Genomic DNA, 13,166 nt, shown 5'->3' with positions numbered 1-13,166 from the left:
TCGTTTTTTGGATAAGTCTCTGGATCATTTTGCATACGCATATTTTACAATTTAAAATTAGGGGAATTGAGAAAAGGAATTTACTATGATCGATAGAAATTACTACACATATGAAGAACGTATAGCTGCAGAAAAAAAAGAGCGTGAACAGCGTAACTCGATCGGTAGAGGTATTCTCGCTGTTCTCCTTGCTCTTTTTCTTATCTGGTTTGTTTTCGGTTTTTTAGGGTCTTTTTTTGAAAAAACTCCTGAAGGTGTATCTCACTCTAATCCTACACAATCAAACCAGAACATCATAAGTCCTAAAAAAGATTTTAGTACATCATCTCCTATACCTTATACCTATAAAGGTACGCTGCCTTCTTTACCTCACGAACAAAATTCTTTCTCAGAAAGAAGCCAGTCTGATATGGATCAAGGAATAACATTCCCTCGGATACATGAATCTGGAAAAATTTGATAGGATTCTAACTTTTTAAGTCACTTGATTAGTTAATTTACTACTGTCTAAATTAATAGTGCGACGGTTGTTGAGTCCGTCGCATTATTTATTAGCGGGTGATAAAGCAATTCCCTCCAAAACTTTTTATGTCCTCACAAAGGCTTATGGCGTCATTCCGATTTTGCGTTTGAATACGAATACGATAATAGATTCCCTTTCCCGGTATGAGAGCAGACTGAATATTTAAAGGACGAACGCCGATAAGAGATCCAAATTTGGACTGCATTTTTTTCAAAGAATCTCTAGCTAGCGCATGGGTTGGTTGGGAGGAAAGCTGTACGTAATAACTTTCTGAATTTTCAGTGTCTGTTTGGTTCGCTAGTTTTTGGTGAGAAAAATCATGCGTTTGTAATTCTGAACTTCTCTCTGCACGTGAAGGAATGGGTATAAATTTTTCTTCAACATGAGAGGCATTTTCAGCTATTATTTTATCAATATTATGCGTGAGATTATCTTCTGTTTCGTTGTTATTGGTATCGGACGTTTCGTTGTTATTGGTATCAGAATCGTACGAAGAAATAGGGGAAGAATCTTGAAATTGATCTTCAGTCGTTTGATTAATTGTTTCTTTTAATTCGTTAGGAACTTCTTTTTCTGTGTGATGTTTAGGCGCCAGTACAATTGTACCGTCTTGGTTTACAACAACAGTTTGTACTTCTCGTGTTGGAATAGTGTGATCGATAGCTCCATTTATGGCATCTTCAACATCAGTTTCATTAAGAGAAGAAGATGAAGAATCTGTATCTCCCTGTTGATTTACTTCTACTAAATTCTCAGGTTGTTCAGAATTATCAATAAGAAACTGCTGTGTATTCTCTTGTTTATCATTTTCTTCGGTTGTTTGTTTATAAATATCTAAATTATGTGCAACATCATTTTCCGTTTCAGTCGTTTCTTGTTTGAATTTGAAAGGCGTATTATCAGCGTGAATAATGGGTACATTTTCATTTTTTTGTGGCGACATAAAGAGATAAGAGTAACCGGCAAAACCAATTGCTATTAAAATAAGAAGAACGATACTTTTAGTAAAAGTTTTACCAACAATAAAACTTCTTAAGAAAGAAGGGGGAGGGGCATGGGGAGGAATATTATCTGCTCCTTTGTGTAATGAATCTTCGGTAAAAGAGGAAGAATGATGTCTCGTATTGTCAGTAGGAAAATAGTTAGCATTTTGTTCTTGAAAATCTCTATATGCATCTTCTCCTAGATCTTGCATGGTTTGATGAAAGATTTTATGAAAGATTTCACTTTCCTGTTGTTTCTGAGAAAAATTTTCTTCTCGAACATTTCCAACATTAAGGATCTCAGAAAATTCTTCTTTAAAACCATCGGTTTGTATATCATATTCTGGAGTTTCATATGTGATTTCAGGAACTGTAATTGTTCCAGTTTTTTCTACTATTTCCTCTGCAAATTTATAGGTATCAACATTGGGAGGAGGCGTATCTCTGTGGGTATAGTTATGAGCAAAAAAACTATCTTCTTGTTTTGTATTAAAACTTTCCGATGAGGAATGCGCCTCATTTAAATCGCTTTGATTATACGATACTTCTTCTTTGGATATCTTTTCAGTATTATTGATGTACTGGGCATGAATATCAGGATATTTCTGAGTTCTTTCAGCATAAGTTTCTTGTTTTAAGAACTTTTCTTCATAAGATTCAGATTGTGTGAATTCTTTCACATCAGAAGGTTTATCGATTTGCGTTGTATGTGGCGATATGCCCTTTGTTTCTTCATTTCTTATGGTATTTTCTCTTTCTAAAATATGATCAGAAGATGAAAAAAACGTGTTTTCATCTGTAGGATGGGGAGAGATATTAGTATAATATTCTTCAACCCAATTTTCTTGATCAGCTGAAACTATATATGAATGATTTACAGGAGTGTCGTTATAATTTTGCTGTATATTGGAAATACTTGATTGCTGCACATTTGTTTGTGAAAAATGATTGGTTTGTTCGACAGGTTTTTTAGATTTTCTGTGTATATCCACTTCATCCAAAAAGAAATTTTCTGTTTGCATACTAAAATCACTTTTTTCAGAAAAGGAATCATCATTTATTGGTGCTGCTCCCTTGTTGGATGATTGATTCTTTTGAATAGGTAATGGTGAAAGTGCATCTAAAATTTGTTCTTCATCATGAGATGGAGATGAGGAGCTTTCTTCTTCAGATAAAAATTTATTTTGTTCTGAACTGCTAAAAAAAGCATTTTGTGTAGTATATGCGTTTTGTTTATTGCTTGTTGTGTAGGAGTTCCATTGCGTTCTTTGATCATCAAGTGATGGGTCATTCGTTAAATGATTTTCAAATTTTGCTTCTAAAAATGATAAATCAAAATCATCATCGTGCGATGAAGTTTTAGAAAATTGAGATGCTGATGGATCAGTCTGTGAAGATTGATCATGCTGGTTCGCATCTTGTTTATTCGGATTAAAAATTTGCGTAAGCTTCTCTAAAGGATCGTGATGTTCATGATCCTGCTTTATTTCGCGTGAATTTCTGCGATCGTTATCGCTCATAGTTTTTCTCACATGATGATCTGCATCTGCGTGCAATAAAATAAATGGTTAATTATAATTTAGTATGGTTTAAAATTATAAGCTTACCCCCTCCTGTAATAAGAATACATAAAAAAGTTTTTCAATAAAGGGCTTATTTTATGTATTTACAAAACTTTTTCAACGCATTTCTGTTGGGGCGTCGACTCCTATGATTTTAAGTCCTGATGATAAAATATTTACAATAGCTTGGATTAATCCTAATCTGGCAAGTGACAACTCCTTATCATCGGGCTGAATAAAGCGTAAATTGATATTATCACTTCCTTTATTCCAATGAGAATGAAAATTTGAAGCAAGATCATAGAGATAAAATGCCAATCTGTGTGGTTCTTTATGGACGACAGCTTGCTCAATAATACGTGGATATTCAGAAAGTTTGCGTATTAAGGATATTTCACTCTCATCTGTTAACCGATTGAGGTGTGCAATCATTGTATTCGTTGAAAAATTTTCGATATGAAAGGCTTCTCGTGCTTGACGAAAGACTGAATGGCAACGTGCACTTGCATACTGCACATAAAAGATAGGATTATCTTTTGATTGTTCTGTCACTTTTGCAAAATCAAAATCAAGAGGTGCTTCGCATTTACGATACAGCATCATAAAACGTACTGGATCACGACCCACTTCCTCTACAACATCACGCAAAGTGACAAATGATCCCGCTCTTTTTGACATGCGTACAGGTTGGCTATTGCGAAAGAGTTTTACTAATTGACATAAGAAAACGCTTAATTTGGCTTTATCTCCAGAAATTGCTTTGGCCATTGCTTCTAACCGCTTTACATAACCAGCATGATCCGCACCTAGAATATAAATCATTTCATCAAAATGACGATTGAATTTATCATGAAAATAAGCAACATCAGCAGCAAAATAAGTGTAAGAGCCGTCAGATTTTATTAAGACACGGTCCTGATCATCACCAACATCTGTAGAACGGAACAAGGTTTGCTCGTTTGGTTCCCAGTCTTCTGTATTTTTCCCCTTTGGTGGTGGGAGTTTTCCTTTATAGATATAACCGTTTAAAGTAAGGTTATTAATTGTGTTACGAATAGCACGGGCGTTATCTGCATAAAGCATTTTCTCAGAGAAAAAGATGTCATGATAGACATTAAGAGCTGCTAAATCTTGGCAAATCATTGACATCATTGCCTGAATTGCCCGTTCCTTTACGATAGATAAAGCTTCACCTTTATCCATAGTGAGTAATTGGTCATCAAACTCTTGGACGAGTAACTTACCTAATGGAATCAAGTATTCACCAGGATAGAGACCTTCTGGAATTTCATGAATTTTTTCTCCAAGAGCTTCTCGATAACGTAATAAAACGGAATGAGCGAGTACTTCGATTTGTTGACCAGCGTCATTGATGTAATATTCTTTCGTAACATTATAACCTACAAATTGGAGCAAATTGGAGAGCACATCTCCAACAACGGCACCTCGACAGTGCCCAACATGCATTGGTCCTGTTGGATTTGCAGAGACATATTCAACATTGATGCGCTTTCCTTGCCCCATGGGAACACGGCCGTAAGACGTACCTAATTCAAGCATAGATTTTACAACATCTTGCCAAAATGGCTTTGTAAGTCTGATATTGATGAAACCGGGACCGGCAACATCAATGGAGTCAATAGAGGAATCATTTTTAAGAAGCTCTATAATTTTTTCTGCAAGTGTACGAGGGTTTAATCCAATAGATTTTGCAAGGACCATAGCAGCATTTGTTGATAAATGGCCATGTGAAAAATCACGGGGAGGATCAACGGTGATTTTCGATAAATGAAGTTTATCTCCATTTTTTTCTTTTATATCAGATAATTCAAGTAATTTTTTAACTTTTTCCTCGAAGCTTTTAAAGACATTCATATTCATCTTCCATCATGGTATTCAAAAACGATTAAAAGAAATTATCTGTATAGCCAAATAAGCGGTGATATTCACGTATAGCGTAATGATCGGTCATACCTGATAGAAAATCAGCAATAAGACATGCTAACTCTTCATTTGTTAGACAGGCTATTTTGTTCCCCCAACTTTCAGGCATTGTATCCGGATTTTTATAATAACAGTCGAATAATTTTTGTACAATAGATTTTGCTGCATCGCGACGGCTAAGAACTTGATCATGGTAATAAAGATTTTTAAACAGGAAGTTCTTTAGTTCTTTTTCATGAGTAGACATTGTGGGTGAAAAAGCAACAATGGTTTGTTTCGCATGGTGAACATCATCTATATTTTGTGGTTTTATACGTGCCAAGTTTTCTTGTGAGTGTTTGATAACATCTTCAACCATGGTTGTTATTTGCCTTCGTACCAGTGTGTAACTACGCCGAGCTTGATCAAGTTGTGGATGCTCGTCTGTTATATCTTTCAATAATGCTGCTGTCAGTGAAACCTGTTCGAATTGATCAAGTGTTAAAAATTGCGAACGCAGCCCATCATCAATATCATGGGCATTGTAAGCAATATCATCAGCAATCGCAGCACATTGTGCTTCTAGTCCAGCAAAAGAATCGAGTTCAAGATCCTGTTTTTCATTGTATTGTAGAATATCTATAGGAACTTCTTTGCTGTGTGCATAACGACCTAAAAGAGGACCGTTATGCTTCACAAGTCCTTCGAGTGTTTCCCAAGTAAGATTAAGTCCATCAAAATTTGCATAGCGTTGTTCTAATTTTGTAACGATGCGTAATGCCTGTGCATTATGGTCAAAACCACCATAAGGTGCCATCATTTCATTAAGGGCATCTTCTCCTGCATGGCCAAAAGGTGTATGTCCAAAGTCGTGAACAAGAGCAATAGCTTCGGCAAGATCTTCATCAAGGAAGAGTGCACGGGCTAAGGTTCGTGCAATTTGAGAAACTTCTATTGAATGTGTCAGCCTTGTGCGATAATGATCACTTTCATCAGCAATAAAAACTTGGGTTTTATGTTTAAGGCGTCGAAATGCATTAGAGTGAATAATACGGTCTCTATCTCGTTGAAAAGGCGATCGTATGCTACTCATAGGTTCATGGAATAATCTACCACGGCTTGTTTGCGGGTTGGCACTATAGATCGCTCGAGATTGGTAATTGATATTGCTTATATCCATTGCAAGCTGTCCATTATCATTCTAAATTGGATTGGTTTATTATGAATAAACGTCTCTTTGATTTAGGATACTCTTTCTTGATAGTTTAATGCAAGGATATATAGGATGTGTGTAAATATTTCAGATGTTGCTGCCAAACGAATTGCACAGATACTTTCGAGTGAACCTGATAAAATAGGATTACGTATTTCCGTTGAAGGTGGAGGATGTTCTGGGTTTTCTTATAAATATCATTTGGTTTCTAAAATGGATGAGGATGATCTCGTTCTTAAAAAAGATGGTGCTATTGTTTTTATTGATTCACTTTCTCTTCCTTTCATGGAAGGAGCAGAAATTGATTTTGTTGATGATCTTATGGGACAGTCTTTTCAAATTCATAATCCTAATGCGGTCTCATCATGTGGTTGCGGTGTAAGTTTTTCAATTTAGAATGGTGACTCTGTGAGATTGTTTCTTGAAAAAAATATTACTTTGGTCAACAATGCAAATAATGAGTATTTTTATGAAAATATTGCGCAGATATTTGTGGTTATGCGTGGTGCTTACTACAGTGGGGTGGAGCTACCATGTTTTTTCTGAAGAAGGAAAAGGGCAAGTTTATCAGCGAAAACAACCAAAAAACTTTATTCTAAAATCTCAAGATCATGAAGAAGAAAATCAAGTTCTTCAGAGCCAACTTATATTAAATGCTCGATTAAAAAATAGTAATGAAGATATAGCAAAAGGGCTGGTATGGCGGGTTTATGCACCTATTTTAGGAATTGATGATAAATTACCATTGATTGCAACTTATGAGGGTGGCAGTGCGCGCTTTTCTTTAGAACCAGGGAGTTATCTTGTTCACGTTTCATTTGGTCATGCAAGTGCGGTGCATCGTGTCAGTTTAGAAAGTGGACAGAGCATTATTAAAAACTTTAACCTTGATGCTGGTGGTGTCATTTTAAATGCTACACTGCTTAACGGTACAATTAATGACAAGGAATTGCGTTTCACCATCTATGAGGATGAAAAAGAAAATGATGATACTGATGTGGTTTTATCAAATATTAAACCCCAATCAATTGTCCGTTTAAAAGCTGGGCACTATCATATTGCTTCTCATTATGGTTCTGTTAATGCCACTGTTCGTTCAGACATTCACGTGGATACGGGAAAAATTACTGAAGTCACTCTTGAACATCAGGCAGCTCAAATTGTTTTAAAGTTGGTACGACAAGAAGGAGGGGAAGCGCTTGCTGATACAAGCTGGTCTATTACCAATGATTCTGGTGATATCGTTTACGAAACTGTTGGTGCATATGTTTCACTCGTGTTAGCTGAGGGTGAGTATATTGCAATTGCCAAAAATAAAGATAAAATTTATCAAAAAGTTTTTTCAGTTGTTTCCGGCCATGATGAAGATATAAGTGTGGTGACGGATGCAAAAAATATGCAAAAAATTGAAGAAGAAGTGGATTAATGATTTTTCATAGATATAAACCGTAATGAGAGGGGGATAGAGATTTGGTTGTAGAAATTTCAACAGTTGGTGTGTTTTTTGCCGGTGCATTATCTTTTTTATCGCCGTGTGTTTTGCCGTTAGTTCCTCCTTATTTATGCTATATGGCAGGTATTGGTATTGATGATTTTCGTTCAGATAAGCAGAGTGGAAAAGTATTTGTACGGTGGGAGCTTTTTTCTTCTGTTATTGCTTTTATTCTTGGTTTCACAACTGTTTTTGTTGCTTTAGGTGCTAGTGCGAGCACAATTGGTCAATTCATTGGCTATTATCGTGATTGGTTTGCGCTTGCTGCTGGAGTGATCATTATTATTTTTGGTTTAAATTTTTTAGGTATTTTTAAAATTGCTTTTTTATTTCGTGAAGCGCGTTTCCAAACGCGTAAAACGCCAGCTGGCCCTTTAGGGGCTTATATTATTGGTTTAGCTTTTGCATTTGGTTGGACACCATGTATTGGTCCAATTTTAGGTCCTGTTATAACCCTTGCTGGAACAAAAGAAACTGTAGGTGAGGGGGCACTCCTTTTAGGGGTTTATGCTTTAGGTCTTGGAGTACCTTTTGTGTTAGCAGCTTTATTTTCAAGTAGTTTTATGAAGTTTTTAGGGACTTTTCGTATTCATTTAGGAAAAGTGGAGAAGGTCATTGGAATTTTTTTGGTTATTACGGGTATTTTATTTTTAACAGGTTCTATGCAGGATTTTTCATTTTGGCTTTTGGAAAATTATCCTTCTCTTTGTAATGTAGAAGCTTTTCATTGGCATGATATTATAAGTTTTTTTGGATTTTCTCGTTAGTTATATGTGATTTATGGTTAGAAACTGTCTTTTTATTGTTCTTGCAGCAGGTGAGGGAACGCGTATGAACTCATCTCTCCTTAAAGTGCTGCATAAAATTGCTGGGTTGCCGCTTGTATGCCATGTTATAAAACAAATAGAGTTAGCAGGTGTTTCGCAATTAGCAGTCATTGTGGGGGCTGGTGCAGAAGATGTTACTAAAGTTGTTCAATCATTTGCAAAAAATGTAATGATTTTTGAGCAAAAAGAACGTTTAGGAACTGCTCATGCTGTTTTATCTGCTCGTTTAGCTTTGCAAAAAGGAGTGGATGATGTTCTCATTGTTTTTGGCGATACACCTTTGATTGAGCAAGGTACATTGCAAAAAGTCCGTGCGCAGCTTGCTGAGGGAGCAGATGTTGTTGTTGCTGGTTTTCATGCTTCAGATCCGACAGGTTATGGGCGTCTTCTTCAGAAGAATGGTAAACTTGTCGCCATTGTAGAAGAAAAAGATGCAAGTGATGAAGAAAGAAAAATTTCTTTTTGTAATGGTGGAATATTCGCTATCAATGGAAAGCATGCACTTTCTCTTTTAGAGAAGGTTCATAATCATAATTTAAAGAAAGAATATTATTTAACTGATCTTGTTTCTATTGCGGTTAGTGAAGGACTAGAGGTTCGAATTGTTGAAGTGCCTTTCGATAATGTTATAGGGATTAATAACTGTTTTGAGCTTTCTGAAGCGGATGCTTTGTGGCAAAAGCGTAAAGCACAAAGTTTAATGTTGTCTGGTGTTACAATACTTAAACCAGAAACTGTCTATTTTTCTTATGATACAGAGATTGAACCAGGGGTGATGATTGAACCAAATGTTTATTTTGGATTAGGAGTCAAGGTACAATCTGGCGCAATTATTCATGCATTTAGTTATCTAGAAGGCACTGTGGTTGGAGAGGATGCAAGGATTGGACCTTATGCACGTTTGCGTTCTGGAACAGAATTAGCGCGATCAGTCAAGATTGGAAATTTTTGCGAGGTTAAACAAGCAAAGGTCGGAGAATCTTCTAAAATTAATCATTTGAGTTATATTGGTGATGCAGAAATTGGTGCTTATAGCAATATCGGAGCTGGTACGATTACTTGCAATTATGATGGGTTTCGCAAACATAAAGTTATGATTGGTGATCATGCTTTTATTGGTTCTAATTCAGCTCTTGTTTCTCCATTGATTATAGGGAATGGCTCTTACATTGCTTCAGGAAGTGTTATCACCGAAAATGTTCCTATGAATAGTATGGCTTTGGGACGCGCACGGCAAGTGATAAAAGAGAATTATGCAATAAAGTTGCGCGCGCGTTTATCAGAAAATAAACAAAAGAAGTAATCATTCTATTTCTTTCTTTTATAGTGATTTAACCATTGTATAGAAGATTTAATTTTAAGTATTGCCGTACTACATATTTGATTTATCTGATGACTTAAAGTTTTGAATGAAAGCTATTGGATTGTTTTATAGAATATTATAAATCTGTGATGTAGGTTGGAGCTTTTAAATGTGTGGAATTATTGGAATTCTAGGAAATCGGTGTGTTACATCTTCTTTGATTGATGGTTTGAGGCGTCTTGAGTATAGAGGGTACGATTCTTCTGGTGTTGCTACAGTGCATAATGGGCACCTTTATCGTATGCGCGCTGAGGGTAAACTTGTTTATTTAGAAGAAAAATTAAAACAAACACCTCTGGAAGGAAATTTAGGGATTGGCCATACCCGTTGGGCGACTCATGGAGTTGCTGTGGAGAGAAATGCACATCCTCATTTAACTGAACGGCTTGCAATCGTTCATAATGGTATTATTGAAAATTTTGTAGAATTGCAAAGAGAGCTGATTAAAGATGGTTATGTCTTTGAAACAGAAACGGATACCGAGGTTATTGCGCATTTAATTACGCGTGCATTAAAAAGTGGTCTTTCGCCCCAGGAAGCAATGCGAACAAGTTGGAAAAAATTGCAAGGTGCTTTTGCTCTTGCTCTTATTTTTAAGGATGAAGATAATCTTATGATTGCTGCTCGCTCTGGTCCGCCGCTGGCAATTGGATATGGAAAAGATGAATTTTTTGTTGGATCAGATGCTATTGCTTTGGCACCATTCGTAGATCGTATTAGCTATATGGAAAATGGGGATTGGGCTGTCCTGACACGGGAAGGCGTAACAATTTATGATGCTAACAATCAGCCAGTACAACGCCCCATTACAACATTATTTGAAGGAAATTTATTAGTTTCTAAGGGTAATCATCGTCATTTCATGCACAAGGAAATGTTTGAACAACCTGAAGTCATTTCTCGTAATTTAGCATATTATCTTGATCTTGGAAATTATACAGTTCGTTCACTTGAGAATTTGATTGATTGGAAAAATACGCATCGGCTACTCTTTGCTAGCTGTGGAACAGCTTATTATTCTACCTTAGTGGCACGTTACTGGTTTGAGAATTTTGCTGCTTTAAGTGTTGATAATGATGTCGCTTCAGAATTTCGTTATCGTGAACCACCCTTAAGTCCTGATGTGTTATCGGTGTTTGTTTCTCAGTCTGGTGAAACAGCTGATACACTGGCTTCTTTGCGTTATTGTCGTGAACGTAATATAAAAACAGCGACAATTGTGAATGTTGAGCAATCGACAATGGCAAGAGAAGCTGATTTTATTCTTCCTACATTAGCGGGGATAGAAATTGGTGTTGCTTCAACAAAAGCCTTTACTTGTCAATTGGCAACGCTTGCCGCTATGGCGCTTGATGCTGCTAAGCAACGTGGATATCTTTCAGAGAAAGCAGAACGTCAGTTTGTTCAACAATTGGCAGAAATTCCAAGAATTTTAAACGAGGTTTTAAAATTAGATAATAGGATTGAACAGATTTGCCGTCATTTAGTAAATGTAAAAGGTGTGCTTTACCTAGGGCGTGGAACTTCTTATCCGATTGCTTTAGAGGGAGCTCTGAAATTGAAGGAGCTTTCTTATATTCATGCCGAAGGTTATGCAGCAGGTGAATTGAAACATGGACCAATTGCGTTGGTAGATGAGTCAATACCAGTTATTGTTGTGGCACCTTATGATAGGTGGTTTGAAAAAACTTTTTCTAACATGCAAGAGGTGGCAGCGCGCAATGGTCGTATCATTTTGATCACTGATAAGAGAGGGGTAGAAGCAGTTCATCTTGATACTTTATCAACGATTGTTTTGCCAGATGTTCCAGAATTTATTGCACCTATTATTTATACTCTACCTATTCAGTTAATCGCTTATCATACAGCTGTTTTATTAGGAACAGATGTTGATCAACCGCGTAATTTGGCAAAATCGGTCACTGTTGAATAAAAATCTGTTCTAAACATAAAAAGAAAAAATCAGAAGAAAATGATAGGACTCTATTATTTCTTATCAAATTTTTTAGAGGTAGCAATATTTTAAAAGTCATTCATTTTTCATATGGATGGAATCTTAAGGGAAGATCCTTTGCAAAAGTCAAAAATTATAGAAAAAATTATATAAAAATGGTTAGATTTTTTGAGAGAAGTATTTGAAGACATTGTCAGAGTCATTGAAATGTAATGAATGACTAAAGAAGAATGGTATTTATTCCTGTAGATGTTTATCCCATTCTAGGTGTAATGTCTATTTTAGTATATAGTTTGGGTTCAAAGTAACTGTTGTAGATATTTGCCACCATTTGTAAAAAATCTATTTTCAAGCCTTGTAATAAAATTTGTTTTATAGATGAATTTTTAAATATAAGGTTGTTCGTACTATTTATTTTAAATTGTTAAATATTAATAGAAGCTATTCTTTTTGAGAAAAACTTCTATTTATATAAAGTTAAGTAGTGTAATTAGTAATTTATCGATTAAACTAAGTATTGCAAAAATATAATAAATATAAATTATTAAAAAATATAATACAATAATTTTATATTTGTATAAATAAAGTAATTTATATAATAATTTCTTTATTTATAAATATAATATAATATAATATATTATGATAGTTTATTTGAAGAATATTAAGTATTATAATAAATTTATATGTTAGTGGAAAAGGAATATTATTATTTTTTATGCTTATTCATAAAGTATTTTGTTAAAACAGTTCTAAAAAGATATATGATAGAGCTGTTAGAGGTGGAATTTTTATATATAGTAGCAAGAATGAACACTTTTACCGCTTATGCAAATTTGTTTATAGATAATTGCTTGTTTTTAATAACGGATCGATTATAGAGTTGGGCAGTTTATATCGTATAATAGAAAAAGTTAGTATAAGTATAATAAATAGTTTTCTCTCATTTAATGAAATATATTTTGTATTTGTGGAAATTTTATTGAAAAATCATAAAAAACATCAAAGTATCACGGAATTTTTAATTTAAGTTCATTTTGATGAGAAAATTTATTATTTGTGCTGTAAGAATTAAGCTTGGTTAGCAGAAATTTTATAGAAGTTGTATTGTAAGAGCGTGTGCTATTGTAATCTTATTTTTTCATATACGAGGGGGGAAGTTTACTTCATTTGGAGAATGTTTCATTCTTTGCTTCTTTATTTTAGCGAGCGTAGCTTCCCTTTTTTAGACAGTTAGATATTTATATTATTTACTGTAAATTCTTTTATCTATCTATTTTATGGTAGTTATGATGAGAGGGGATATTGGTGAAAAGATTTCTATAATAC

The 13,166-nt window shown here is 34.9% G+C and carries 8 protein-coding genes and 1 pseudogene; 6 read left to right on the top strand and 3 right to left on the bottom strand.

What is annotated here, in order from left to right; all coding sequences use genetic code 11:
- Positions 1–85: 85 nt before the first annotated feature.
- Positions 86–460, top strand: coding sequence for a hypothetical protein (locus ABID39_RS02985; protein WP_354185897.1), 375 nt, complete (start codon positions 86–88; stop codon positions 458–460).
- A 91-nt stretch (positions 461–551) separates the two neighbouring features.
- On the opposite strand, the gene ABID39_RS02980 is transcribed toward ABID39_RS02985, so the two are convergent.
- The 3 genes from ABID39_RS02980 to ABID39_RS02970 all read right to left on the bottom strand — a co-directional run bounded on the left by ABID39_RS02980 (position 552) and on the right by ABID39_RS02970 (position 6,171).
- Entirely contained in the window at positions 552–3,026 is a 2,475-nt protein-coding gene (locus ABID39_RS02980) for an SPOR domain-containing protein (protein WP_354185895.1), read from the bottom strand.
- A 159-nt stretch (positions 3,027–3,185) separates the two neighbouring features.
- A complete protein-coding gene (gene argS / locus ABID39_RS02975) occupies positions 3,186–4,943 on the bottom strand; it encodes an arginine--tRNA ligase (protein ID WP_354185893.1) in 1,758 nt (585 codons plus the stop codon).
- 31 nt (positions 4,944–4,974) lie between these two features.
- Positions 4,975–6,171, bottom strand: coding sequence for a deoxyguanosinetriphosphate triphosphohydrolase (locus ABID39_RS02970; protein WP_354185891.1), 1,197 nt, complete (start codon positions 6,169–6,171; stop codon positions 4,975–4,977).
- 105 nt (positions 6,172–6,276) lie between these two features.
- Between ABID39_RS02970 and erpA the strand changes: the two genes are divergently transcribed.
- The 5 genes and pseudogenes from erpA to glmS all read left to right on the top strand — a co-directional run bounded on the left by erpA (position 6,277) and on the right by glmS (position 11,819).
- Positions 6,277–6,600, top strand: a complete 324-nt coding sequence (gene erpA / locus ABID39_RS02965; protein WP_354185889.1) for an iron-sulfur cluster insertion protein ErpA — start codon at positions 6,277–6,279, stop codon at positions 6,598–6,600.
- Positions 6,601–6,612: 12 nt separating this feature from the next.
- A pseudogene (locus tag ABID39_RS02960) lies at positions 6,613–7,630 on the top strand (RgsD C-terminal domain-containing protein).
- 44 nt (positions 7,631–7,674) lie between these two features.
- Positions 7,675–8,463 (top strand): cytochrome c biogenesis CcdA family protein, encoded by a 789-nt coding sequence (locus ABID39_RS02955; RefSeq protein WP_354185885.1) that lies wholly within the window; start codon positions 7,675–7,677, stop codon positions 8,461–8,463.
- A gap of 13 nt (positions 8,464–8,476) precedes the next feature.
- Positions 8,477–9,826, top strand: coding sequence for a bifunctional UDP-N-acetylglucosamine diphosphorylase/glucosamine-1-phosphate N-acetyltransferase GlmU (gene glmU, locus ABID39_RS02950; protein ID WP_354185883.1), 1,350 nt, complete (start codon positions 8,477–8,479; stop codon positions 9,824–9,826).
- Positions 9,827–9,995: 169 nt separating this feature from the next.
- On the top strand, positions 9,996–11,819 hold the full coding sequence (gene glmS, locus ABID39_RS02945) for a glutamine--fructose-6-phosphate transaminase (isomerizing) (RefSeq protein ID WP_354185881.1): 1,824 nt from the start codon (positions 9,996–9,998) through the stop codon (positions 11,817–11,819).
- Positions 11,820–13,166 lie beyond the last annotated feature (1,347 nt).

The sequence above is a fragment of the Bartonella japonica genome (assembly GCF_040545385.1).
In the GTDB taxonomy this organism is placed as follows: domain Bacteria; phylum Pseudomonadota; class Alphaproteobacteria; order Rhizobiales; family Rhizobiaceae; genus Bartonella; species Bartonella japonica.
This window is presented reverse-complemented; position numbering and strand designations above follow the sequence as displayed.

Coding starts and splice junctions, on each gene's coding strand:
- glmU (WP_354185883.1), top strand. CDS start 8,477: ATGGTTAGAAACTGTCTTTTTATTGTTCTTGCAGCAGGTGAGGGAACG.
- glmS (WP_354185881.1), top strand. CDS start 9,996: ATGTGTGGAATTATTGGAATTCTAGGAAATCGGTGTGTTACATCTTCT.
- erpA (WP_354185889.1), top strand. CDS start 6,277: ATGTGTGTAAATATTTCAGATGTTGCTGCCAAACGAATTGCACAGATA.
- ABID39_RS02970 (WP_354185891.1), bottom strand. CDS start 6,171: ATGGATATAAGCAATATCAATTACCAATCTCGAGCGATCTATAGTGCC.
- ABID39_RS02980 (WP_354185895.1), bottom strand. CDS start 3,026: ATGAGCGATAACGATCGCAGAAATTCACGCGAAATAAAGCAGGATCAT.
- ABID39_RS02985 (WP_354185897.1), top strand. CDS start 86: ATGATCGATAGAAATTACTACACATATGAAGAACGTATAGCTGCAGAA.
- argS (WP_354185893.1), bottom strand. CDS start 4,943: ATGAATGTCTTTAAAAGCTTCGAGGAAAAAGTTAAAAAATTACTTGAA.